Origin of the sequence: Nonomuraea solani, from assembly GCF_900108335.1 — a bacterium.
In the GTDB taxonomy this organism is placed as follows: Bacteria; Actinomycetota; Actinomycetes; order Streptosporangiales; family Streptosporangiaceae; genus Nonomuraea; species Nonomuraea solani.
The window spans coordinates 119,462-144,414 of record NZ_FNVT01000022.1; the positions used below are offsets into that span (position 1 = coordinate 119,462).

The 24,953-nt window shown below is 73.0% G+C and carries 19 protein-coding genes; 11 read left to right on the top strand and 8 right to left on the bottom strand.

The annotated features are described in order from the left end of the window. Genes C4V41_RS48960 through C4V41_RS48990 form a run of 7 tightly spaced genes read left to right on the top strand, consistent with a single transcriptional unit; the run spans position 1 to position 11,872 of the window. Positions 1-1,275, top strand: a complete 1,275-nt coding sequence (locus tag C4V41_RS48960; RefSeq protein ID WP_103962928.1) for an LLM class flavin-dependent oxidoreductase — start codon at positions 1-3, stop codon at positions 1,273-1,275. Beyond that, complete coding sequence (locus tag C4V41_RS48965; RefSeq protein ID WP_146104078.1) at positions 1,268-2,926, top strand: fatty acyl-AMP ligase; 1,659 nt, start codon at positions 1,268-1,270, stop codon at positions 2,924-2,926. Before C4V41_RS48960 ends, C4V41_RS48965 begins: the two co-directional genes overlap by 8 nt. Next, on the top strand, positions 2,917-8,118 hold the full coding sequence (locus tag C4V41_RS48970; protein ID WP_103962930.1) for a type I polyketide synthase: 5,202 nt from the start codon (positions 2,917-2,919) through the stop codon (positions 8,116-8,118). Before C4V41_RS48965 ends, C4V41_RS48970 begins: the two co-directional genes overlap by 10 nt. Then, entirely contained in the window at positions 8,087-8,734 is a 648-nt protein-coding gene (locus tag C4V41_RS48975; protein ID WP_103962931.1) for an O-methyltransferase, read from the top strand. Before C4V41_RS48970 ends, C4V41_RS48975 begins: the two co-directional genes overlap by 32 nt. After that, positions 8,731-9,528, top strand: a complete 798-nt coding sequence (locus tag C4V41_RS48980) for a class I SAM-dependent methyltransferase (protein ID WP_160150662.1) — start codon at positions 8,731-8,733, stop codon at positions 9,526-9,528. Before C4V41_RS48975 ends, C4V41_RS48980 begins: the two co-directional genes overlap by 4 nt. 2 nt (positions 9,529-9,530) lie before the next feature. Next, a complete protein-coding gene (locus tag C4V41_RS48985; RefSeq protein WP_160150663.1) occupies positions 9,531-10,979 on the top strand; it encodes an MFS transporter in 1,449 nt (482 codons plus the stop codon). After that, entirely contained in the window at positions 10,976-11,872 is an 897-nt protein-coding gene (locus C4V41_RS48990) for an oxidoreductase (protein WP_103962934.1), read from the top strand. The genes C4V41_RS48985 and C4V41_RS48990 overlap by 4 nt, the downstream gene beginning before the upstream one ends. Here the strand turns inward: C4V41_RS48990 and C4V41_RS48995 are convergent. Then, the gene (locus C4V41_RS48995; RefSeq protein ID WP_103962935.1) at positions 11,869-12,639 is read right to left on the bottom strand and encodes an SDR family oxidoreductase; all 771 of its coding nucleotides are present in this window, start codon (positions 12,637-12,639) and stop codon (positions 11,869-11,871) included. The genes C4V41_RS48990 and C4V41_RS48995 overlap by 4 nt on opposite strands. A 171-nt stretch (positions 12,640-12,810) precedes the next feature. Between C4V41_RS48995 and C4V41_RS49000 the strand changes: the two genes are divergently transcribed. Beyond that, positions 12,811-15,021 carry a S9 family peptidase gene (locus tag C4V41_RS49000; protein ID WP_103962936.1) on the top strand — a complete coding sequence of 737 codons (2,211 nt, stop codon included), beginning with the start codon at positions 12,811-12,813 and terminating at the stop codon, positions 15,019-15,021. Here the strand turns inward: C4V41_RS49000 and C4V41_RS49005 are convergent. Continuing rightward, positions 15,016-18,294: a BTAD domain-containing putative transcriptional regulator gene (locus C4V41_RS49005; RefSeq protein WP_103962937.1), complete on the bottom strand. Its 3,279-nt coding sequence runs from the start codon at positions 18,292-18,294 to the stop codon at positions 15,016-15,018. The genes C4V41_RS49000 and C4V41_RS49005 overlap by 6 nt on opposite strands. 59 nt (positions 18,295-18,353) lie before the next feature. Here C4V41_RS49005 and C4V41_RS49010 point away from each other — a divergent pair, with 59 nt between their 5' ends. Continuing rightward, positions 18,354-18,797: a GNAT family N-acetyltransferase gene (locus C4V41_RS49010; RefSeq protein ID WP_200824766.1), complete on the top strand. Its 444-nt coding sequence runs from the start codon at positions 18,354-18,356 to the stop codon at positions 18,795-18,797. Here C4V41_RS49010 and C4V41_RS49015 read toward each other — a convergent pair. Then, complete coding sequence (locus tag C4V41_RS49015) at positions 18,790-19,350, bottom strand: GNAT family N-acetyltransferase (RefSeq protein WP_103962939.1); 561 nt, start codon at positions 19,348-19,350, stop codon at positions 18,790-18,792. The two genes, C4V41_RS49010 and C4V41_RS49015, sit on opposite strands and share 8 nt — an antisense overlap. Positions 19,351-19,430: 80 nt before the next feature. Here C4V41_RS49015 and C4V41_RS49020 point away from each other — a divergent pair, with 80 nt between their 5' ends. Both C4V41_RS49020 and C4V41_RS49025 read left to right on the top strand, forming a co-directional pair. Then, entirely contained in the window at positions 19,431-20,069 is a 639-nt protein-coding gene (locus tag C4V41_RS49020) for a TetR/AcrR family transcriptional regulator (protein ID WP_235030861.1), read from the top strand. A gap of 80 nt (positions 20,070-20,149) precedes the next feature. Then, positions 20,150-20,938 carry a VOC family protein gene (locus C4V41_RS49025; protein ID WP_103962941.1) on the top strand — a complete coding sequence of 263 codons (789 nt, stop codon included), beginning with the start codon at positions 20,150-20,152 and terminating at the stop codon, positions 20,936-20,938. Positions 20,939-20,948: 10 nt separating this feature from the next. Here C4V41_RS49025 and C4V41_RS49030 read toward each other — a convergent pair whose 3' ends face one another. Genes C4V41_RS49030 through C4V41_RS49050 form a run of 5 tightly spaced genes read right to left on the bottom strand, consistent with a single transcriptional unit; the run spans position 20,949 to position 24,932 of the window. Continuing rightward, the gene (locus C4V41_RS49030) at positions 20,949-21,254 is read right to left on the bottom strand and encodes a hypothetical protein (protein ID WP_103962942.1); all 306 of its coding nucleotides are present in this window, start codon (positions 21,252-21,254) and stop codon (positions 20,949-20,951) included. Between the two features lie 58 nt (positions 21,255-21,312). Next, positions 21,313-21,540 carry a hypothetical protein gene (locus tag C4V41_RS49035; RefSeq protein ID WP_103962943.1) on the bottom strand — a complete coding sequence of 76 codons (228 nt, stop codon included), beginning with the start codon at positions 21,538-21,540 and terminating at the stop codon, positions 21,313-21,315. Between the two features lie 14 nt (positions 21,541-21,554). Beyond that, positions 21,555-22,892, bottom strand: a complete 1,338-nt coding sequence (locus tag C4V41_RS49040; protein ID WP_103962944.1) for a TRAP transporter large permease subunit — start codon at positions 22,890-22,892, stop codon at positions 21,555-21,557. Positions 22,893-22,935: 43 nt separating this feature from the next. Beyond that, positions 22,936-23,748 (bottom strand): HpcH/HpaI aldolase/citrate lyase family protein, encoded by an 813-nt coding sequence (locus tag C4V41_RS49045; RefSeq protein WP_103962945.1) that lies wholly within the window; start codon positions 23,746-23,748, stop codon positions 22,936-22,938. Continuing rightward, a complete protein-coding gene (locus C4V41_RS49050; protein WP_103963021.1) occupies positions 23,745-24,932 on the bottom strand; it encodes a CaiB/BaiF CoA transferase family protein in 1,188 nt (395 codons plus the stop codon). Before C4V41_RS49050 ends, C4V41_RS49045 begins: the two co-directional genes overlap by 4 nt. Positions 24,933-24,953 lie beyond the last annotated feature (21 nt).

A 24,953-nucleotide genomic window follows, 5' to 3' on the forward strand; every position in this document is an offset into this window, starting at 1 on the left:
ATGCGGTTCGGCATGTTCTTCGAGCTCCAGTTGCCCCGCCCGTGGGCCGACGGCGACGAGCGGCGGCTGATCGGCAACGCCCTGGAGTGGGCGGAGATCGGCGACCGGATCGGCATCGGCTACGGGTGGGCCCAGGAGCACCACTTCCTGGAGGAGTACTCGCACTCGACGGCCCCCGAGGTGTTCCTCGCGGCCGTCAGCCAGCGGACCTCGCGCATGCGGGTGGGGCACGGGATCACGCTGATGCCGGCCCCGTACAACCATCCGGCCCGGGTCGCGGAGCGGATCTCCATGCTCGACCTGGTGAGCGGCGGGCGGGTGGAGTGGGGCACCGGCGAGTCGAGCTCCCGGCTGGAGCTGGAGGCGTTCGGGGTCGACTACATCGACAAGCGGGCCATGTGGGCGGAGTCCGTGCGCGAGGCCGCGAAGATGATGTGCTCGGAGCCGTACCCGGGGCATACGGGCCGCCATTTCTCGATGCCGTCCCGCAACGTGATCCCCAAGCCCGTCCAGCGGCCGCACCCGCCGCTCTGGGTGGCGTGCACGAACCGCGACACGCTCAAACTGGCGGCGCGGCTCGGGCTCGGGGCGCTGACGTTCTCCTTCATGGACGCTCACGAGGCGCGGTTCTGGGTGAACGAGTACTACGAGACGTTCCGCAAGGAGTGCCGGCCCCTCGGCCAGGCCGTGAACCCGAACGTGGCGATGCTGGCGGGCGTGCTCTGCCACCCCGACGCCGCGACGGCGGCGGACCGGGGGCTGCGGGGCCAGCAGTTCTTCAAGTGGGCGCTGGCCCACTACTACCGGTTCGGCTCGCACGTGCCCGGGCGGACGAACCTGTGGGAGGAGTTCCAGCGGGCGGAGCCGGAGCCGATGGCCGGGCTGGGCGGCGTGGGGCCGCCGGAGCAGGTGGCGGCCCACTTCCGCGAGCTGGAGGAGGCCGGGGTCGATCAGCTCATCCTGCTGCAGCAGGGCGGGGACTATCCGCACGAGCACGTGTGCGAGTCGCTGGAGCTGCTCGGCAAGGCGGTGCTGCCCGAGTTCGAGGAGCGGGACGCGGAGCGGACGCGGCGCAAGGCGCGCGACCTCGAACCGTACGTGGAACAGGCCATGGCGCACGTGCCGGAGATCGCCGAGCCGCCGCTGGAGGCGGTGGAGTCGTATCCGCGCCTGTGGGAGGGCGGCGGCGTCACCGACGACCAGATGGGCACGCAGCGGGCGCTCGACGCGACCTCGCTGTGGCGCATGCACGTCGGGGGGCACGGCGGTGGTTGATCGCACGCTCGTCGAGCTGCTCGGCCGCCGCGCCGCCGAGGCGCCCGGCGAGCTCGCGTTCGGCTTTCTCGCGGACGGGGAGGCGGACCTGCGCGTCCTCACCCGCGCGGAGCTGGACGCGGGGGCGCGCCGGGTGGCCTGCGCCCTGGCCGATCGCGTGGCCGAGGGCGGGCGGGTGATCCTGCTGTACGAGCCCGGCCTGGCCTTCGTGACCGCGTTCTTCGGCTGTCTGTACGCGGGGGTGGTCGCGGTGCCCGCCTATCCGCCGCTCCAGCCGGCCGGGCGGGAGCGGGTGGCCGCGGTGGCCGCCGACTGCGGGGCCGAGGCCGTACTGACCAGCGAGTTCCTGCGGGAGACGGTCGCCGGGGCGCTGCCCCTCATCGTCACGGACGGGCCGGCCCGCGACGGCTCCGCCTGGCGCGATCCGGGAGTCGACCCGGACACCGTCGCGTTCATCCAGTACACCTCCGGTTCCACCGCCGCCCCGCGTGGCGTGGTGCTCACCCACGCCAACCTCCTCGCCAACCAGCGGGCCATCGGCCGGGCGCTGCACGTGCCCGGGGACGCGGTGGTGGCGAGCTGGCTGCCCATGTATCACGACATGGGGCTGATCGGCACGATCCTGTACCCGCTCTACCACGGCGCCCCCTGCTACCTGATGTCCCCTTTGCACTTCCTGCAGCGGCCGGCTCGGTGGCTGGAACTGATCTCGGCCTACGGCGTGTCGGTCAGCGGCGGCCCCAACTTCGCCTACGACCTGTGCGCCCGCCGCGTCACGGACGAGGAGCTGGCCGCGCTGGACCTGTCCACCTGGCAGGTCGCCTTCAGCGGCGCGGAACCGATCCGCGCCGCCACTTTCCGTCGCTTCACCGACCGTTTCGCCCCGTGCGGGCTCAGGCCGGAGGCCCTGGTCGGCTGCTACGGCCTGGCGGAGGCCACATTGCTGGTGACGGGAGCCGGGCCGGACGACCGCACGGTCCTGACCGCCGACCGCGCCGCCCTGGAACAGGGCCGTCTCGTGCCGGCCGCCGGCCGGGAGACGACCGAGCTGGTGCCCTCGGGCCGCGTCGCACCCGACCACGACCTGCTGATCGTCGACCCGTCGGCGCTCGTCCCCTGTCCGGACGGCCAGGTCGGCGAGATCTGGGTACGCGGCCCCAGCGTGGCGGCCGGCTACTGGAAGCGCCCGGACGACGACTTCCGCGCCTTCCTGTCCGGCGGCGAGGGCCCGTACCTGCGCACGGGCGACCTCGGGCTGCTCTGGGAGGGCCGCCTGTATGTGACCGGCCGCATCAAGGACCTCCTGATCGTCAGGGGACGCAGCATCCATCCGCACGACGTGGAGGACGCCGCCTGTGTGGCCGGGGGGCAGGTCAGGCGGGGGGCGGGGGTGGCGTTCGCGCTGGCCGAGGGGGTGGCGCTGGTGCAGGAGACGACCGCCGACGATGGGGCGCTGGGGCCGCTGGCGGGCGAGATCCGTACCGCCGTGCTGCGTGACCTGGGGGTGCGCCTCGACGCCATCTATCTGGTGCCCAAGGGGACGGTCCCGAAGACGTCGAGCGGCAAGGTCCGCCGCGGCGCGGCCCGGGCCGCCGTGCTCGCCGGGACGGTCCCCGTGCGCTTCGAGAGCCGGGAGGGGCGATGGACGTAGACAGGATCCGGGACTGGCTCGTCCACCGGGTCGCGAAGGAGGCGGGTCTGGCGCCGGCGGACGTGGACTCTGACGCGCCGTTCGCCGCCTTCGGCCTCGACTCGCCGCGGCTCACCGCGATGGCGGGCGACCTGCAGCGCTTCCTCGGCCGCCCGGTGAGCCCGACGCTGGTCTTCGAGTTCCCGACGATCTCCGCCCTCACCGATCACCTGGCCCACCCCACCACCACATCGCAGCACGTCACGGCCGGGGCCGATGCGGAACCGATCGCGGTCACGGGGCTGGCCTGCCGGCTGCCGGGAGCCGACGGCCTTGCCGCCTTCTGGCGACTGCTCGACTCCGGCACCGACGCGATCGGCGACATCCCGCCCGAGCGCTGGGAATCCCCCCGGGGCCGGGCCGGACTCCTTTCGGACGTGTCCGGCTTCGACGCCCCGTTCTTCCGCATCCACGGTGACGAGGCATTGCGCATGGATCCCCAGCAGCGCATTCTCCTCGAAACCACCTGGGACGCCCTGGAGGACGCCGGCGAGGTCCCGGCACGGCTGCGCGGCTCCCGTACCGGGGTTTACCTGGGCATTTCCGGCAACGACTACGCCTACCGCCAGCTCGACTCCATCGACCGCCACACGCCTTCGGGCAACGCCCTCTCCGTCGCGGCCGGGCGCCTTTCGTACGTGTTCGGCCTGCGCGGTCCCGCGCTCGCCGTCGACACGGCGTGCTCATCGTCCCTGGTGGCCGTGCATCTCGCCTGCCGGGCGATCCGGTCGGACGAGTGCGACGCGGCCGTCGTCGCCGGGGTCAACCTGCTCCTCGACCCCGCCCCGTCGACCGGTTTGGAGCTGGCGGGCATGCTGTCCCCGGACGGCCGCTGCAAGGCGTTCGACGCGAGCGCCGACGGCTACGTCCGGGGCGAGGGCTGCGGCGTGGCCGTACTCAAACCGCTCTCCAGGGCGCTGGCCGACGGCGATCGCGTCTACGCGGTGATCCTCGGCTCGGCGACCAACCAGGACGGCGCCACCAACGGCCTGACCGCCCCCAACCCGGCGGCCCAGCGCGAGGTGGTCGCGGCGGCCCTGCGCGACGCGGCGACGGACCCGGCCTCGGTCCGCTATGTCGAATGCCACGGCACCGGCACGGCCCTGGGCGATCCCATCGAAGCGCAGGCCCTCGCCACGGCTCTGCGGAGCGACCACGACGTATTGATCGGCTCGGTGAAGACCAACATCGGCCATCTGGAGGCGGCGGCCGGCATCGCCGGGCTCATCAAGGTGGCCCTGTCGCTGCACCACGGCCGCATTCCGCCCAGCCTGCACTTCGCCACCCCCAACCCGCACATCCCCTTCACCGACCTCGGTCTCCGCGTGGTGACCCGCCCCGAGCCCTGGCCCGACGGCGGTGTGGCGGGCCTGAGCGGCTTCGGCTTCAGCGGCACCAACGCCCACGTCATCCTGTCCCCGCCTCCTCCGTCCGCCCAGCCCGTGGCCGGGCGCCGGTCGCTGCTCCTGCCGATCAGCGCCAGGACCGAGGACGGTCTCGTCCGGGCCGCGTCAGCCTGGGCGGATCGCCTCACCGACCTGGCCGACGCGACCACGGACCTGGTGTTCACCGCCGCCACCCGCCGTACCCACCACCAGCCCTACCGCGCCGCCGTCATCGGTGCCGACGCGGCCGAGCTGGCCGCCCGCCTTCGTGCCGTACGTCCTGCCGCCGTCCCCGCTGGAGACCCGCGCGTCACCTTCGTCTTCTCGGGGCAGGGCGCCTTCGGCGAAGCCGGGTCGCTGGACGCGGTCCGGGACCTGCTGGACTCCGACCCCTTGTTCCGATCGTCGATCCGGCGCTGCGACGAGCGTCTCGACGGCGTCCTCGGCTGGTCCGTCGAAGCCGTGCTCGGCGGCGAGACCGAAGCCGACCTCCAGGACACCGCGATCGCCCAGCCCCTGATCGTCGCCGTACAGCTCGCGCTGACCCGTGTCTGGCGCGCACTCGGCATCGAGCCGGCCGTCGTCGTGGGGCACAGCGTCGGCGAGATCAGCGCCGCAGTGACGGCGGGCCTGCTCGATGCCGGCACCGGCCTGCGGCTCGCCGCCGACCGGGGCCGCCTGATGGGCCCGGCCAGAGGCGGGCGCATGCTGGCCGTCGGCCTTCCCCGGGAGGCGGCCGAGCGCTGGGCGGGTACGGACGTGGCGGCGATCAACGCGCCCGGCCTGACCGTCCTTTCCGGCACTTTCGCCGCGCTGGAGGAGGTGCGGCGGGAGCTGGACGGCGAGGGGACGTTCGCCCAGTGGCTGCCGATCGAGTACGCCTTCCACGGCCCCGCCATGGACCCCGCGGCCCGCGCGCTGGCCGAGCTCTACGCCGGCCTCGTACCGGGGAAGGCGGCGATCCCGTTCTACTCGTCCGTCCTGGGCAGGCGCGCGGACGACGGCGAAGTGGACGGGGCCTACTGGGCCCGCAACGTCCGCGAACCCGTCGATTTCGCGGGCGCGGTCCAGGCTCTGCTGCCCGAGTCCGACGCGCTCGTCGAGGTCGGGACCGGGCCGCTGCTGCAGGGGGCGCTCCGCAGGACCGCCGACGTGCCGGTGACCGCCACCCTGGGAACGAACGGCCTGCTGGGAGCCCTCGGCTTCCTCTACACGCTCGGCTGCGCGCCCCGCTGGGAACGCCTGCATCCGGGCGGCGGCCGGGTCGTGTCCACGCCCGGCTACCCGTGGGAGCGTCGCACGTACTGGCTGGACCGGCCCGAGCCCCGGCGGGTGTTCGAGCGTGAGGTGCCGCTCGACCCGGCGGACCTTTCCGGGCATCGGGTGCACGGCATGCCCGTGTTCCCGGCGGCCGGCCACATCCGGCTGGCGGTGTCGGCCGCCCGCGCGCACGGCCTGACCGAGCCGATCGCGCTGGAACACCTGGAACTGCTGACTCCGCTCACCGTCACGGACGACGACCGGCCGTACGCGCTCGTCACCCTGACGCCCGGGACCGGCGGCCTCGCGTTCAAGGTCTCGACCGGCAAGGACCGGATTCACTCCACCGCCCGCCTGCTCCCCGCCACCGGCTCCCCTGGCCAGGAGGACCATGCCGAAGGCCGGTGTGGTGAGCCGGTGCCCGTGGAGCTGCTGTACTCCCTGCTCGACGACGCCGGACTGTCCTACGGCCCCCGGTTCCGCGGGGTGCGGCGGGTGTGGCGGGGCGACGGCGAGGCGGTGGCGGAGATCGGCGGCGCTCCGGTCCCGCTGCTGGACGCGGCTCTGCACCCGGTGCTCGCGGCGGTCCCGGCCGACGTACGCAAGGGCGGCGCGGCCGTACCCGTCGGAGTGGAGACGGTCCGCTGGTGGGCCGATCCCGGGCGGGAGGCCCGCTGTCACGCCCGCGTGACCGAGATCGCCGAGGGAGAGATCCGGGCGGACGTGACGATCTACGATGCTTCGTCCCGCCGCTGCGTCGAGCTGGCCGGGCTGCGCATGCGACACGCTCCGGCCGCCAAGGAGCGAGCGGAGATCCACCTGTACGAGACGGTCTGGCGGGAATCGACCACCGACGGCTCGGCACCGGAGGGACGGTGGCTGCTGGTCCCCCAAGGCTCCGGCGGCACGGCCGAGGCGCTGGCCGCCGAACTGGTCCGGCGAGGCGCCACCGCCGACATCCGCCCGGACGCGGACGCCCCGCACGTCGAAGGCGTCGCCGGAGTCGTCTACCTGCCCTCACCCGACGCCGGATACGAGAACGCCGTCACGGACGTGGCCCGGCTCGTCCGCGCCCTGTCCTACGCCGGCCCCGGCACCGCCCGCAGACTGATCGTCGTCACCCGCGGAGCCCGGGGCGAGAAGGTCACGGACCCGCGTGCCGCCGCCCCTTGGGGTCTGCTGAAGACGGCGGCCATCGAGAACCCCGTCCTGCGCGTCCGCTGCGTGAACCTCGACCCCCAGGCCCCCGTGTCCGCGCTCTGCGACGAGCTGGCCGACGACGCGGGCGAGACCGAGGTCGCCTATCGTGCCGGACGGCGCCTGGTGGCCCGGCTCAGCGAGCTGCGCCCGGTACCTCACCGCGCCCCGGCAGCCATGCGCCCCGACGCCACGTACGTGATCACAGGTGGCACCGGCACCCTCGGCCTGCTGGCCGCCGAACGGCTGGCACAACGGGGCGCCCGGCACCTCGCGCTGCTCAGCCGCACCCCGAACGAGGCGGCACTGACCCGCCTGCGCGCGGCGGGCGCCGAGGTGCGGCCGGCCAGGACCGACGTCGCCGACCGCGACGCGCTCGCGAGCGCCCTGAACGACATCCGCGCGAGCGGCCCCCCGATCCGCGGCGTGCTGCACGCGGCCGGTGTCCTCAGGGACGGCGCCCTGCTGGACCTCCCGGACGAGGCGCTGCGCGAGGTGCTGGAGCCGAAGCTGCGCGGCGCGTGGAACCTGCACGAGCTGACCCTGCCCGACCCGATCGAGTGGTTCGTCCTGTACGCCAGCGCCGCCGGCGTCCTGGGCTCCCCCGGCCAGGCGAACTACTCGGCCGCGAACGCCTGCCTCGACGCCCTGGCCCACCACCGCCGCGGGCGAGGGCTGCCCGCCACCGCCATCGACTGGGGCCCGTGGGCGGAGGCCGGGATGGCGGCCGGCGCCGTACGGCTGCGTACGGCCAGCAGCGCCTTCGAGCCCGGCGACGCCCTGGACCTGCTGGAACACCTGATGTCCGAGGACCGGCCGCAGACGCTGGCGCTCCCGTTCGACCTGCGTAACCTGCTGCAGTTCTACCCGGCCCAGGTCGGGGCGGCGTTCTTCGACGAGGTGGCCACGCGCGAGGACCGTTCGCTGAAGTCCATCGGCGTCCAGGAGTCGGCCCGCCCCGACATGGCGGCGCCGTACGTGGCCCCGCGCAACGGCCTGGAGCGGCGGATCGCGGCCATCTGGCAGAAGGCGCTGGCGATCGACCCCATCGGTGTGGAGGACGGCTTCTTCGAGCTGGGCGGCGACTCCGTCTTCGGCCACCGGATCCTGGGCGAGATCAACCGCACGCTGGACACCCGCATCGACCCGGCGAGCGCGTTCGCCGACTTCACCGTCGCCCACCTCGCCGAACTGGCCGCGGCGGCGATGCGCGACCGGCTGGAGAGCATGACGGACGAGGAAGCGGCCCGGTTGCTGGCCCAGGACCAAGGAGGACTCGATGAAGCCGATCACGCTACCGGGCATCGATGAGTACGCCGAAGCCCACACCACCCCCGACCCCGCCTTCATGCGGCAGATCAGCGAGAACACGTGGCGGTCGCTGACCGACCCGCAGATGATCTCGGGCCCGTCGCAGGCCAGGTTCCTGCAGTTCCTCGTGTACGCGCTGCGCCCCCGCCAGGTCCTGGAGATCGGCACGTTCAGCGGCTACTCGGCGCTGGCCATGGCCGCCGCCCTGCCGCCCGGCGGGCACGTACTGACCTGCGAGATCAACGACCGGCACGCCGCGATGGCGCGCGACCACATCGCGCGCAGCCCGTACGCCGGACGGGTGACCGTCGAGACCGGCCCCGCGCTGGAGACCCTCGACCGGCTGCCCGGCCCGTTCGACTTCGTGTTCATGGACGCCGCCAAGCAGGAGTATCTCGCCTGCCTCGAAGCCGTCCTGCCGAAGCTGTCGGAGCACGCCATGATCGCCGCGGACAACACCCTGTGGAACGGCGAGGTCCTGTACGAGGACGACGAGGACGCCGACGTGGTGGCGTTGCGGGCCTTCAACGACGCCGTGGTGGCCGATCCCCGGCTCGAATGCGTGCTCGTCACGCTGCGCGACGGCGTCACGCTGATCAGGAGGGCCGCCCGATGACCTCGGGAACCGCGCAGGGCTTCTGGTGGGGCGTGGGCGTGCGCGACTGGGCGGCCATCCAGGAGGGCCAGGTCCGGGAGCTGTACGACGACGTGCTGGCCAGGATCGGCGCGCCCGCCGGGCTGCGGGTGCTCGACGTCGGGTGCGGCTCCGGGCTGTTCTGCCGGCTGGCCGCCGACAAGGGAGCCCAGGTCTGGGGGCTGGACGCCGCGGCACCGCTTCTCGACCTGGCCCGCGAACGGGTCCCGGAAGCCTCGTTCGCCCTCGGTGACATGGAGCGCCTGCCGTACCCCGGCACCGTGTTCGACCTGGTCACCGGCATGAACTCGTTCCATTACGCCGACGACCACCGGCGGGCGCTGCGCGAGGCCCGCCGCGTGACCGTTCCCGGCGGGCGGCTCGTCGTGGCGACCTGGGGCCCGCCCGAGACGTGCGAGGCGTCCGCGTACCTGACCGCTCTGTCCCGGCTCCTCCCCCCGCTCCCCGACGGCGGCGGCGGGGGCCCGTTCGCGTTGTCCGGCGGGCTCGCCGCCCTGGCCGAGAACGCGGGATGGACACCGGAGGAGGTCCGCGACGTCACCTGTGTCTGGCGGTACGCCGACCTGGCCGAGGCGCAGCGCGGCCTGCTGGCCGGGGGCCCCTCCTCGACCCGCGCCCTGCGGGAGATCGGCTGGGACCGGGCCGCGGAGGTCGTCGCCGACACGATCGCCCCGTTCCGGGTAGTGGACGGGGGCTACCGCCTGCGCAACGTCTTCCGGTATCTCGTCGCGACCAACGACCTGAGGAAAGGATGATCATGGCACAGCAGAGCGCGAAGGACCGTACGGTCCAGGAACCCCCGCTCAGGGACCGCCGCTGGCTCGGCCTGTTCTTCCTGCTGCTGGCCGGGGTGATGGACCTGGTCGACGCCACCGTGGTGAACATCGCCCTGCCCGTGGTCCGCCAGGACCTGAGCGCGTCGTACGCCGACATGCAGTGGATCTCCTCCGGCTACGCGCTGGCGTTCGCCCTCACCCTCGTGATCGGGGGCCGGCTGGGCGACATCGCCGGACGGCGGCGCCTGTTCCTCATCGGGGCGGCCGGGTTCGTCGTGGCCTCGCTGCTGTGCGGCCTGGCCCCGGCCCCGGAGGCGCTGATCGCCGCCCGCCTGCTGCAGGGGATCATGGCCGGGGCCATGGTGCCCCAGATCCTGGCCATCATGACGGTGACGTTCGGGCCCGAGGAGCGCGGCAAGGCGTTCGCGCTGTTCGCCGGGATGGCGACGCTGGCCACGGTCGGCGGGCCGCCGCTCGGCGCGTTCCTCACCGAGGCCGACGTGCTGGGCCTCGGCTGGCGGGCCATCTTCCTGGTCAACCTGCCGCTGGGGCTCGTGGCGATCGCGGGCGCGGTCGCCTGCGTCCGCGAGTCGCGCTCGTCCCAGCGTCTCGGCCTGGACTGGATCGGCATGATCATCGCCACGGTCGCGGTGTTCCTGCTGCTCTTCCCCCTCGTACAGGGCCGCGAGCTGGGCTGGCCCGCCTGGACGTTCGCGGCGCTGGCCGCCGCCGTGCCGGCGCTGATCGGCTTCGTCCTGTACGAGCGGCGCAGGACCGGCTCCGCGCTGGTGGAGATGAGCCTGTTCCAGGTCCGGTCGTTCGTCGGCGGCATCCTGATCTACCTCATCTTCATGGCCGGGATCATCGCCTTCTACTTCGTGCTGATGGTGCACCTGCAGGTGGGTCTGGGGTTCACGGTGCTGGCCGCGGGCCTGACGATCCTGCCGTTCGCCATCGGCACCCCGGTCGGCGCCGGGATCGCGCCCGGCCTCATCGCCAAGCTCGGCCGGAACGTGATCCGGGCCGGCGCGATCCTGGTGGCGCTGGCCATGGGCGGCCTGATCCTGGCGGTGAGCGCGGCCGGGCCGGACGTCGGCTTCTGGCACCTGGCGCCCGCGCTGCTCCTGGGCGGCGTCGGCATGGGCATGGTGGTGACGCCGCTGTTCGACTTCGTGCTGTCCGAGGTGCCGGGCGAGCACGCGGGCTCGGCGTCCGGCGTGCTGAACGCGTTCCAGCAGATCGGCGCGGCCACGGGCGTGGCGGTGATCGGCGTGGTGTTCTTCAGCCTGGTCGGAGCGCGGGCGACGGCGGAGACGTTCACGGGCGCGATCCAGTGGACGCTCGCGATCCAGGCGGTGATCTTCCTGGTCGTCGCGGGCCTGGTCGCGCTCCTGCCGCACCGGCCCGCCTACCAGGAGCCCGCCCCATGATCCCTTCTCAGGAGGGCCGGATCGCGCTGGTGACCGGTGCCAACAGCGGCCTCGGCCGCCAGACCGCGATGGCGCTGGCGGCCGGGGGCGCGCGGGTGCTGCTGGCCTGCCGCGACCTCGGTAAGGCCGCGGCGGTGGCGGAGGGGATCACGGGCGCGGAGTCCGTCCGGCTGGATCTGGCGGACCTCGGGTCGGTACGGGCCGCGGCGGCGGAGGTCATGGATCGCACCGGCGGCGTGCTGCACCTGCTGGTCAACAACGCGGGCATCATGGCGGTCCCGCACCGCGTGAGCGCGGACGGCCACGAGCTCCAGCTCGCCACCAACCACCTGGGCCACGCCGCGCTCACCTGGCTGCTGATGCCGGCGCTGCGGGCGGGCCCGGGGGCGCGGGTCGTCACCGTCTCCTCGGGGGCGCACCGCGGCCCCGGGCTGGACGTGGCTGACCTTGACTTCGAACGCCGTCCCTACGACAAGTGGGCGGCCTACAACCAGTCGAAGCTGGCCAACCTGCTGTTCGCGTTCGAGCTGGACCGGCGGGCGCGGGCGGCCGGGCTCGACCTCGTCAGCGCGGCCGCGCATCCGGGCATGGCGCGTACCGGCCTGTTCACCGGTTCGGCCAGGGCGCAGGGCGGGCGGGCCCTCGTGGCCTTCGCGGCGGTCGTCACGCGGGTGGTGTGCCAGCCGGCCGCCAAGGGCGCGCTTCCGCAGGTGTACGCCGCGACGATGCCGGGCGTTCAGGGCGGGCAGTATTTCGGGCCCGGCGGGTTCGCGGAGATGCGCGGGCGGCCGGTCCTGGCCGAATGCGCGCCCGCCGCCAGGGACGGGCACACGGCCGCGCTCCTGTGGAAGGAGACCGCCCGCCTCACCGGCATCACGCCGGACCCGTCCTAGACGTCCGTGAACCCGTATTCCTTGGCCAGGTCCGCGACCGGAAGCGTACGCCCCGCGTGCCGGGCCACGTCCGGATCCTCCAGCAGGGCACGCACGGCCCGCCCGGGGAACTCCACGGAGTCGCCGCCCGGCACGTCCTCACCGAGCGCCGCGATGATCGCCTCCGTCCGGGTGAACCCGGGCGAGAGGGCGAGCGCGGTCACGCCGTGGGGGCGCAGGTCGTGGGCGAGGGTGTGGGCGAGGCGGCTGACGCCGGTCATGGCGAGGTCGTAGAAGGCGTGCCCGGCGATCACGTCGGCGCCCGGGTCGGTGTATCCGGTGAGGACGGCCAGGCCGCGCCGTTCGATGAGCAGCGGGGCGGCGTACCAGGCCGAGACGAGGTGGCTGCGGACCCCGACGTCGATCATGTTGTGCCAGTGGTCGAGCGGAAGGGTCCAGAACGGGCCGCCCTCGAAGGGCAGGGCGTTGCCGTTGCAGGCGTTCGCGACGAGGAGGTCGAGTCCGCCGTGCTCGTCGCGTACCCGCTGGAAGAGCGCTTCGACCGCGCCGTCGTCGGTGGCGTCGACGCGGACCGGGACGCCGTGGCCGCCCCGCTCGTCCACCTGCTCGGCGGTGTCCTCGACGGTGCCGGGCAGGTCGGAGTGGCGGTGGTCGCGGCTCTCGCGGTCGGTGACGTAGACGGTCGCCCCGGCTTCGCCGAGGACGAGGGCGACGCCGCGCCCGACTCCACGCGCGGCTCCGGTCACGACGGCGACGGTGCCTTCCATCGGGAACTCCCTTTTTGTCTTACCCTGACAAGGCGCTGTTCGGGGTGTCAACGTCGCTTTCCCCCACATTCACCGGGAACTCACTCATGCCACCCCCACCCTTGACATCCCCGCCGGGCCGTATCAGCGATCTGTCAGCCGTCCCTCAAGCCCGCCCGCGACCCTCGGCTCATGAACATCGACCCCTACCGGTCAGCCGAGCGGCTGTCCCGGCAGAACCGCCCCGCCCTGCTCCCTGCGATCACCCCGCAGTGGATCGACGGCACGACCTTCTGGTACGCCACCGGCGGCACCTTCGTCCGCGTGGACCCGGCGACCGGCACCCATGAGCCGGCCTTCGACCACGCCAGACTCGCCGCCGCCCTGTCCGCCGCCTCCGGGCACGTTGCCGACCCGGCGGCGCTCCCGTTCGGCGCCATCACCTGGACCGCGCGAGCGGTCGAGTTCGACGCCTTCGGCGAACACTGGCGCTGCGCCCTGGACACGTACACGTGCGAGCGGGCCAAGATCACCCCGCCGGGCAGCCCGATCGAGATCCCCTCACCGGACGGCCGGCTCGTCGTGTTCCGCAAGGGCCACGACCTGTGGGTACGCTCCCTCGACGACGGCCGGGAACGAGCGCTCACCTCGGACGGCGACGCGGACCACGACTACGGCGCCAGCCTCGACTTCTTCATGTACGCGAGCATGTTCCAGCGCGCCGGCCTGCCCCACGCCCCACCCGCCGTGGCGTGGTCGCCGGACTCCACGCAGGTGCTGACCCACCGCACCCTCCAGCACGGCGTACGCCGTACACACCTGATCGAGTCGATGCCCCCCGACGGCGGCGAGCCCCGCCTGCGCACCAAGCGCTCCCCCCGCCCCGGGGACGAGCACATCCCGCTCGCCGAGCTGACGGTCCTCGACGTCACCACGGGCACGGTGGTACGGGCTGAGGCGGACCCGGTCGGGATGCCGTTCATGATGTCGCCGATCTTCATCCGCTGGGCCTGGTGGGCCGGCTCCGCCGTGTACTTCCTGAGCTGGCCGCGCGACATGCGCACCCTCCGCCTGAACCGGCTCGACCCCGTCACCGGCGAGGTGCGCACCCTGATCACCGAGACCGGCCCCACCCGCGTGGAGCCCACGCAGGAGCCGGTGGACGGTCCGATCGTCCACGTGCTGTCCGGCGGCGACGTGCTCTGGTACTCCCAGCGCGACGGCTGGGGCCACCTCTACCGCTACGACGGCCGCACCGGGGAGCGGCTCGACCAGGTCACCTCGGGGCCGTGGGCGGTGCGGCGGATCCTGCGCGTGGACGAGGAGCAGGGCGTCGTCCACTTCCTGGCCGCCGGCCTGGTGGCGGACGACCCGTACCGCCGCTCGGTGTGCCGGGTGGGCCTGGACGGCTCGGGCTTCACCCGGCTGACCGACGACGACCTGGACCACGTGGTCACCCCGTCACCCGGCGGCGGATGCTTCCTCGACTCGGCCTCGACCGTGGACACCCCGCCGGTCACCACCGTGCGCGACTGGGACGGCCGGGTGCTCGTCGAACTGGAGCCTTCGGACACCACCGCGCTCACCGCGACGGGCTGGACGCCGCCGGAACGCTTCCGCGCCAAGGCCGCCGACGGCGAGACCGACGTGTACGGCGTGCTGTACCGGCCGCACGGCTTCGACCCCGGGCGGCGCTACCCGGTCGTCGACCACGTCTATCCCTTCGGGGCCATGACCCGGGTGAGCCCGTCCTTCGACCCCGGCTGGCACGGCTACGACGCGGAGGCGCTGGCCGCGCTCGGCTTCGTGGTGATCGCCATGGACGGGCGCGGCACGCCGGGCCGGGACAAGAAGTTCCACTCCCACGGCCGTCTGGAGGACGGGTACGGCCTGGCCGACCACGTCGCGGCGCTGGAACAACTGGCGGCGTCCCGGCCGTGGATGGACCTCGGCCGGGTGGGCGTCTGCGGCATCTCGGCGGGCGGGTTCGCCACCGTACGGGCGATGCTCGACTTCCCCGCCGTCTTCAAGGTGGGCGTGGCCGAGTCGGGGGTGCACGACTTCCGGTACGGGGATCTGTGGTCGGGGGAGGCGTACGGGGGGCCGTACGACGAGGAGTCGTACGCGCGGGCGTCGAACGTGGACCACGCGGACCGGCTGGCGGGCAAGCTGCTGCTGATCCACGGCGGCCTGGACGACCAGGTGCCGCCGGACCTGACGCTGCGGCTGATGGAGCGCCTGATCGCCGCGAACAAGGACGCCGACCTGCTGATCGTGCCGGGCGCCGACCACGTGTTCACCGGCTACGAGCACTACGTGAACCGCCGCAAATGGACCTTCCTCCTCCGCCACCTCATCGACGACGGCCCTGAGGCCGGAACGGCCGAGCCGGCTCGCTCATGACCCTGAGGTCTGCGGCTGAGCCGCGAAGACACCCGCGGCGAGCCCCCGCACCGTCTCCATGGTCGCGTCACGGCCGCGCCGCGCCTCCTCGGTGAAATCCCGTTCACCGAGAGCGGCCCGCGCGGCCGCCTCGACCCGGGCGGCGTCCGGCAGGGACAGGTCCGGGGTCCCGCGCACGGCATCGGCCGCCACCAGCAGCCGGGCCGCCTCCCGGGGCGTCCCCTGGCACAACGCCTGATCGGCCACACCCACCAGGATCTGGCTCACGATCGGCGCGCTGCGCGACCGCAGGCCCCACTCCAGCGCCTCGGCCCGACGCCCCCGAGCCGAGGCGACCTCGCCGTCCCGCGCGTCGAGATGGCCGTGCGCGTCGAGCAGCATCGCCCGGAACGGCCAGTTGAGCGGCATACGCCGGGACAACTGCTCCACACGCCCCAGGTACGCCCGAGCCGCCCGCCGATCACCGGCCCATCGAGCCAACTCGGCCTTCGCGTAGGCCACGGTGACGAGCGCCTCGGGCAGCCCGATCCGCTCAGCGTCCCGCTCAACGGCGGCCACCTCCGCACCGGCACCGTCCAGGTCACCGATTTGCCAGCGCAGCGCGGCCAGCCGGAGCCGCGGCTTCCACAGATCCTCCATCCCCACCACCTCACCGGCGACGGCGACGGCCTCCTCGTACCGCGCGACCGCGACAGCGAGCTCACCACGGCAGGCGAACAGATCGGCCAGGTTGGTCAGGGAATGTGATACCCCCCACCGCTCCCCGATCACCCGAAACCCGGCAAGCGCCTCCTCCAGATCACCCTCACCCTCCCCCGGCCGCCCCGCACCGACCAGAGCGATCCCCCGCGACAACAACGCCATCGCCCGAACCCATGGATGCTCATCCGCCGCCGGACCCGCCGTCGGCTGTCCGTCCCCTTTGGCCCAGATCATCCGGTCGAGCGGCTCGATCAGCCGCAGGATCGGATGGCGGCGCTCGGTGCGGGCGGCGAGGTCGCGGGCGGTCGCGAACCACGTCACGGCCTTGCTCTCGTCTCCGAGCCCGGACTGGTTGAACATCGCGATGACCGCACAGGCCGTGGCCCGCTCCTCGTCACCGGCCTCGCCGGGCATCGCGAGCGCGGTCTCGGCCAGCGTGACGCCCTCCGCCTTGCGCCCGCGCAACCACCAGTCGAGCAGCCAGTACCAGCCGGCCCCCGCCACCAGCCGAACGGCCGTCCCGGTGTCACCCGCCTGGATCGCACCCCGCAACGCCGCCTCGATCTCGTCGTGACCGTCGGCGAGCCGATCGAGCCAGACCACCTGCTCCCTCCCGCGCAGGTACGGATCGGCGGTCTCGGCCAACTCGGCGAAGTAGGCCGCGTGAGCCCGCCGGATGCGCTCCCGCTCACCGGCCTCGTCGAGCCGTTCCAGGCAGTACTCCTTGATCGTCTCCAGCATCCCGTACCGAGGCGTCTCCCCGTCCACGGCGGCGACGAGCAACGACTTGTCGGTGAGCGAGCCGAGCACCGCGAGCGTCTCTCCCGAGCCGCCGCACACCCGCTCCGCCGCCTCCACCGTCGCGCCCCGGGCGAAGACGGCCAGCCGCCGCAGCAACACCCGCTCAGCCTCGGTGAGCAGGTTCCAGCTCCAGTCGATCACCGCACGAAGCGTCTGATGCCTGGGCAGAGCAGTGCGGTCTCCGCTGGTCAGCAACCGAAACCGATCGTCGAGGCGGCCGGCCAACTGCTCGGCCGTCATGGTACGCAGCCGCGCGGCGGCCAACTCGATGGCCAGCGGGATCCCGTCCAATGCCTGACAGATCCGCACCGCCGCAACCGCCGTCGCGCCCCGCAGCTCAAACCCGGGCCGAACCGCCCGCGCCCGCTCCTCCAGCAACCTGACCGCCGGGTACGACAGCACCTCCGTCATGTCCTCATCACCGCACGCGACACCTGACGACCCACCGGCCGGACCACCGAACCCGGCACCGGAGGGGACGCCGGGCGGAACACGGGGCGGGACCCTGAGCGGCTCAACGGGCCACAGCGCCTCGCCGGTGATCCCCAGCGGCTCCCTGCTGGTGGCCAGGATCCGCAACCGGGGGCAGGCGGCGAGCAACCGGCCGGCCAGGACCGCGACGCCGTCGATCAGGTGTTCGCAGTTGTCCAGCACCACCAAGGCGCCGCGCTCGCTCAGGGCCGCCACAAGCCGATCGACCGGCTCCACACCCTCGCCCGCCTGCCCCTCCCGCAGCCCCAACGCCGCCGCCACGGCCTGCGCCACGTCGGCCTCCGTACCGGCCGGGGCCAGCTCCACCAGCCACACGCCGTCCGGCATCCCCGCGACCAGCTCCCGCCCCGCCTCGACGGCCAGCCGCGTCTTGCCCGACCCCCCGGGCCCGGTCAACGTGATCAGCCGGTACGCCCCCACCAGCTCACGAATCCGAGCGACCTCGGCCTCCCGCCCCACGAAACTCGTCAGCCCAGCCCGCAGATTCGTCCGCGCCACACCCCGCCGGCCGCGCGCCACGCCGTCCGGAACCGCCCTCGCCCGCTCACCTCGTGGTACCTCTCCCAGCTCGCCCCGCAACACCGCGACGTGCAGTGCGGACAGCTCCGGTGACGGGTCGGTGCCGAGCGTGCCGGCGAGCACGGTCCGTGTCCGCTCGTACACCCCCAGCGCCTCGGCCGGCCGCCCGGCCACCGCCAGGGCCCGCATCAGCGCCCCCGCCAGCCGTTCCCGCAGCGGATGGGCCGCCACCAGCGAGGTCAGCTCAACGACGAGTTCCTCATCGCCGCTCCCCGCCAGCGCCGCCTCCGCCCGCTCCTCCATGGCCACCAGCCGCAGCTCCGCCAGCCGGGCCACGGCAGGGGCGAAGAACGCCTCCTCCGCCACGTCCGCCAGCGCGGGCCCGCGCCACGACTCCAAAGCCTCACGAAACATCCGTGCCGCCCGGTCCGCGTCCCGGATGGAACGTGCCGCCGCGACCTGGCGTTCGAAGCGGATAGCGTCGACCGTCTCCGGCCGGACGCTCAGCCGGTATCCGGCCGGATGGGACTCCACCGGCAGCACCCGGCGCAGCCGTGACACCAGTGCCTGCAGGGCGTTGCCCGCCCCCGCCGGAGGTCGTTCGCCCCACACCGCGTCGATCAGCCGCCCCGCGGGCACCAGCCCGCCCGGGTCGAGGGCCAGGGCGATCAGCAGCGCGCGCAGCCGGGCGCCGCGCACCACGACCGAGGTGCCGTCCTCGGCCCGCATCTCGAGTGGCCCCAGTAGCCCGATCCGCATGCCCCGATTCTGCCCGCCCCCGGCAACAGACCGCACATACCCCCCATAAGCTCTTCCGAGTGAGAATCCGCCCCAGAACCCCCGATGACCTGGACGCCTGCGTCCAGGCCCTGGCCGAGGTGCAGGCCGCCGACCGCTACCCCGTCCACTGGCCGGACGACCCCGCCCGCTGGCTGACCCCGGACGGCCTGGCGGGAGCCTGGATAGCGATCGAGAACGATTCCGTGCTCGGCCACGTCGCCCTCACCGGCGACATGGAGATCACCCGCCTGTTCGTCACCCGGGCCGCCCGGGGCAGCGGCCTGGCCGCCGAGCTGCTCGGCACCGTGCTCGCCGCCGTACCGGGCCCGCTCAGGCTGGAGGTCTCCGCCGAAGGCGAGTCCGCCATCCGCTTCTACGAGCGGACCGGCTGGCGCAGGACCGGCAGTTCCCGCGCCACCTGGCTGAACGCGGCCGGCGAGCCCGCCCTGGTGCACCACTACGTCAGCCCACCGGCTACCTGACCCCCTGGAGAGCCTGCCACTCCGGCGCGAGCACCGACCAGATCTCCATGTCGAGCCGCGTCCCCTTGTGCAGGTAGCTCTCCCTGAGCACGCCGTCCCGGGTCATCCCGAGCCGCCGCGCGACGGCGACGCTGGCCTCGTTCGCCGCCGCGGCGTGCCACTCGACGCGGTGGATGCCGCGGTCGCGAATGGCCCAGTCGATGATCACGCGGATGGCCCGGGTCACCAGGCCCTTGCCGACCGCCGACGGCTCCAGCCAGCAGCCCGCCTCGGCACTGCCGTGCTCGACGTCCATGGTCCGGAAGAGCACCCCGCCGACCAGCTCGCCATCCGTCCAGATGCCGTAGAGGCGGCCGGTGTCGGTGGCCGCCTTGTCCGCGTACGACCGCAACCAGGCCCGGCTCGACTCGAGGTCCGTCACGACATCGGGCAGCCCGACATAGCGCCCGATGAACTCCCGCCCACGGTCGATGTGGGCCAGAAGCTCCCCGGCGTGCCGCGGCTCCAGCGGGCGCAGCTCGGCGCCGTCCTCTCCCAGCGTTATCGCGAACATCGTCACCTTCCATATGATCAACACGCGAGCGATCGCGCACATAGTAGAACGGAACCTTACGTTCCCCGTACACTCGAAGTATGACCAGCGCACCGATGAGCGGCCGCAAGGCACAGGCCGCGCGTAACGACGAGTTGATTCTCCAGGCCGCCCGGGCGGTCTTCACCGCCGACCCCGGCGCTCCGATCGCGGCCGTGGCCGAGAAGGCGGGCGTCGGGATCAGCGCACTCTACCGCCGCTATCCCAGCAAGGAGGCCCTGCTGCAGAAGCTGTGCGGCGACGGGCTCAGGCTCTACATCGAGGTCACCGAGCGGGCCCTGGCCGACGACGGCGATCCGTGGGAGGCGTTCGCCGGATACATGCGCGGCATCGTGGACGCCGACACGAACTCGCTGACCATCAAACTGGCGGGCACGTTCCAGCCCACGGAGGAGTTGTACGGGGACGCGGCCAGGTCCGCGGTCGTCGCCACCGAGGTGCACCGCCGGGCGGTGGCGGCGGGCGTGCTGCGGCCGGACGTGACGGTGGCCGACATCGCGCTGCTGTTCGAGCAGCTCGCCTCGATCAAGCTGGGCGGCGAGGAGCGCACGACGCAGCTCCGCCACCGCTACCTGGCCCTGATGATGGACGCGCTGCGCGCCCCCACGGCCCACCGCGAGCTGCCCGGCCCCCCGCCCGGGGACGCGGAGCTCTCGGCCCGCTGGAGCCCGTCGGCCTAGACGGTCAGATTTGGAGAAGCCCCGAGGTCAGGGCCGCACGTAGCTTGGCAGCACAAGCCCTAGTGCCAAGGAGTCGGACCATGGCCCTCAAGCTCGACGTCATCACCCTCGGGGCACCCGAGGTGCCCGCCGCGCGCGCCTTCTACGCCGCCGCGCTCTCCCCCATCGTCGCCGGAACCGGAACCGGAAGCGGAACCGGAGACCCGGTGAGCCTCGACATGCACGGAACCGGGCGGTTCGAGCTGTCCGCGACCGAGCAGCCGGCGGGCCCGGGATTCCGCGGCTACGTACTGAGCTACGTCGTCAACCAGCCCACCGAGGTCAGGACCGTGATGGAGGCCGCCGCGCGTGGCGGGGCGGAGGTTCTCAAGCCCGCGAAGAAGGCCCTCTTCGGCTCGTTCTCCGGAGTGTTCCGGGCGCCGGACGGCGCCATCTGGAAGCTGGCGGCGGCCACCAGCAAGGACACCGGCACCCCGGCGGAGACCCCGCATCCGACCGAGACCACCGTCATCCTCGGCGTTCCCGCCCCGAAGACGGCCAAGGTCTTCTACGAGGCCCTCGGCATGACGGTCGACCGCGACTACGGCAACAAGTACGTCGACTTCCACCCGGCCAAGGCGGCGACCAGGCTCTGCCTGATGGAACGCGGTGTCCTGGCGAGGGACGCGGGCACCACCAAGGAGGGCGACGGCTTCCGATCGATCGTCTTCACCTGCAGGGCCGAGTCCCGCGAGGAGGTCGACGCCCTCCTGACGGCCGCGTCCGCCGCCGGCGGCCGGATCACGGTCCCGGCCGCGGAAACGGCCGAAGGCGGCTATTCCGGCCGGTTCACCGACCCGGACGACTTCCTGTGGGAGGTGACCCACTGAGCCACCCGGCTCAGGCCAGGGCCGCGATCTCGATCCGGGTCCGGTCGGCCGAGTCCATCAGGCAGGGCAGCACGACCTCACCCCGCTCCAGGCGCTCCCCCATGGCCGAGGTGAGCCGGGCCGTGCGCTCGATCTCGTACGGATCGCCGGGCTTGGGGGTCACCCGGAGCCGCACCTGCCAGATGTAGCGGCCGTTGAGCTTGTTGGACGTCTCCTCGGCCCCCAGAACGGCCGCCTCGCACGGCACCGCCGCCGCCCGCTCCTCCGGAGTGAACGTCCGCAGCGCGGCGGCCGTCCCGAAAACGATCGATGCCATGCCGGTAGTCGATCAGGGGCCGCTTGCACGGCGGCTGCGGCCCGCATGATCCAAGGGCTTAGTCCTCGCCGGTCTGCCAGTGGAACAGGTACGACATCACGAACCCGAGCAGCCCGGTCACCCCGGCCGCCACGGTCATCGCCATGCCGAGCGCGGACACGGCGCCGGAGACCAGGCCGGGGCTGCCCGCGACGAGCCCGGCGGCCTGCACCAGCACGACGATGACGCCCAGCGCGAGGAACAGCACGACGCCGATCTTGAACAGGACCATGATGAGATTTTTCATGTCGGGGCTTCCTCTCAGATCGGCAGCAGGCCGGTCGCCACCAGCACGCCGATGACCAGGGTGGGGATGACGAACCAGACGATCAGCCGGCCGAACGTCCTGGCCGGGTCCACCTGGGCGATGCCGCTGGCGATGTAGATCGGGGCCGCTCCCGGCGGGGAGGCGCCCTCGGTCGAGGCGAAGATCATGATCGCGGTGGCCGCGGCGGCGGGGGCGACCCCGGCCGCGGTCAGCGCGCTGAAGGCGACCCCGCCGACCGCGGCGATGGTGGCGGTGCCGGTCAGCGGCGCGGCGATGACGACGAGTAGCAGGCCGACGAGGGTGGCGATGACGACCGCGGGCGCGTCGAGGGCCTGCATGATGGCGGTGAGCTGGTCGACCAGGCCCAGCTCGCCCAGGCTGGCGGCGGCCGCGAAGGCGAAGAACAGGGTGGCGCCGATGATGGCGTACCGGGGGGCCATCTCGCCGAGCAGTTCGTTCCAGGCGCGGCCGGTGCGCGGCAGCCGCTTCCAGGCGACCGCGAACGTGGCCAGCACGGTCAGCACCGGGATCCACACGACGATGCTGATGTCGCCGGCCGCCTCGCCGATCCGCGACTCCATGAACGCCTTGCCGAAGTCGAGCGTCATCAGCACGGGGATCAGGATGCCCGCGTACACCAGCAGCGACGTCCACCCGGCCCGCAGCGCCGCGCGCAGCGGGAGGATGTCGGCGGCGTCGGTGGCCGCGATCTTGTGCCGCCGCACCCACACGAACACCACCACGAACCGGTACGCCACCGTCCACAGCCCGCCGATCAGCGCGGGCACGAAGAGCTGGTCGGCGGTCAGTACGGGCGCGACGGCGGCGGAGCCGAGCAGCAGGAACATCGACGAGCTGGGCGGGATCGAGATGCCCAGCCCGGCGTTGCCCGCCACCAGCGAGGCGGCCAGGTCGGGCCGCCAGTTCGAGCGGATCATCCACGGGATGGTCACCGACCCCACGGACGCGGAGATCCCGGACCCGGACCCGGACGGGCCGCCGAGCAGCGCGGCGGCGGAGGTCGAGACGTAGCCGGCGCCGCCGCGCAGCCGCCCGAAGACGGAGTTCAGTACGGCGACCTGCTCCTGGATGAGGCCCAGCTTGGTGAGCAGGTAGCCCATGAACACGAAGGCCAGGGCGGCGAAGACGACCTCCTCGGCCAGCGCGTCGGCGATGCCCGCCCAGGCGAGCTGGAAGAAGCCGGTGCCACCGAAGAGGCACACGCCGGCGAACCCGATGAGCATCGCCTCACCGATGTTGCGTTTCAGTACGCCGTTCCAGACGACGATGATGGCGATGTAGGCGATGAGCGCCCATACGGCAATGCCCATGGCGAATGTCCTCCAATGGGGGGTAGTGCTGGGGGTGAGGGGGCTAGGCGGGCGGGTCCGCGAGCCGCCGGGCGAGGTCCACGGTGCGGCGGGCCCTGGCGACGATGGGGGCGTCCACGAACCGGCCGTCGGGCAGCGCGACCGCGCCGACGCCGGCCCGTTCGGCCTCTTCCGCGGCCGCCACGATCTCGGCGGCCCTGGCGGCCTCGTCCGCGCCCGGGCGGAAGGCGCGCCTGATCACGGGGATCTGGCGGGGGTGGATCGCGGTCCTGCCGAACAGCCCGAGGGCGCGGCCCGCCAGGCTGGAGGCGAGCAGCCCCTCCTCGTCCTTGACGTTCGGGTAGACGGACATGGGCACCGGCGGCAGCCCGGCCGCGGCGGCGGCGAGGACGACCTGGAGCCTGAGGTGGTTCATGGCCTGCTCGTCGGTGATGGCCAGCTCGGCGGCCAGGTCCTGCTCGCCGAGCGCCACACCGGCCACGGCGGGGTGGGCGGCGATCTCGCGGGCCGCGACGATGCCGGCCGCGGACTCCAGCAGCGCGTACGCGGGCGTCCCGGCAAGCCCTTCGAGCACGGCCACGGACTCGACCTTCGGCAGCCGTACACCGTCGGCGAGCCGCCCCACGGCGGCCAGGTCGTCGCGCCCGCGCTCGGTGGCCGGGTCGTTGACCCGCACGTGCACCTCTGTGTCGCGCCGGCCGCGCAGGTACGCGACCGCGTGCTCCCTGGCCTCGTCCTTCTTGGGCGGCGCGACCGCGTCCTCCAGGTCGATGATGACCACGTCGGCGCCCGACGCCACGGCCTTGGCGAAGCGCTCGGGGCGGTCGCCGGGGACGTACAGCCAGGTCACGTTCACGCGATCACCCCGTCCTCGCGCAGCGCGGCGATGCGCTCGCCCGGATAGTCCAGTTCGCCGAGCACCTCGTCGGTGTCCCGGCCGATGGCCCGTCCCGGCCAGCGGATCTCGCCGGGGGTGTCCGACAGGCGGAACAGCACGTTCTGCATGGTGACCGAGCCGAGCTCCTCGTCCGGCACCTCCACGAACGTCTCCAGCGCCGCGTACTGCGGATCCTCGGCCAGGTCGGTGACGTCGTAGATGGGCGCGACCGCGGCCTGGACCTCCTCGAACCTGGCGATGACCTCGTCGGCGTCACGCGCGCCGATCCAGGAGGCGACGGCCTCGTCGAGCTCGTCCACGTGCTGCACCCGGCCGTGCCCGCTGGCGAACCACGGCTGCTCGACCAGGTCGGGCCGGCCCACCAGGGTGACCACGCGCTCGGCGATGGGCTGGGCGCTGGTGGAGATCGCCAGCCAGCGACCGTCGCGGGTGCGGTAGGTGTTGCGGGGCGCGTTGCTGGTGGAGCGGTTGCCGGTGCGCCGCGGCACGATTCCGAGCGCCTTGTACGCGCTCATCTGCGGCCCCAGCAGCCCCAGGATCGGCTCGATGATCGCCAGGTCGATGACCTGCCCGCGCCCGGTCTCCTCGCGGGCGCGCAGGGCCACCATGATCGCGTACGACATCGCCAGCCCGGCGATCCCGTCGGCCAGGGCCAGTGGCGGCAGCGTCGGCGGCCCGCCGGGCTCCCCGGTCATGGCGGCGAACCCGCTCATGGCCTCGGCCAGCGTGCCGAACCCCGGCCGCTTGGACATCGGCCCGAACTGCCCGAACCCGGTCATCCGCGCCACGATCAGCCGCGGGTTGAGCTCCAGGAGGTCCTCGGGGGCCAGGTTCCAGCGTTCGAGGGTGCCGGGGCGGAAGTTCTCGATCAGCACGTCGGACCGTTCGGCCAGGCGGCGCAGGATCTCCTGCCCCTCGGGGCGCGACAGGTCCACGGCGGCGTTGCGCTTGTTGCGCGACAGCGTCTTCCACCACAGGCCCACGCCGTCCACGGAGGCGCCGTGCCCGCGCGAGGGGTCGCCACGGCGGGGGTGCTCGATCTTGATCACGTCGGCGCCGAAGTCGCCCAGCATCATCGCGGCGGAGGGACCGGCGAACAGCGTCGCCGCGTCGATGACCCGCAGGTCGGCGAGGCTCGTCATGAACATGTAACTTATAAGAAA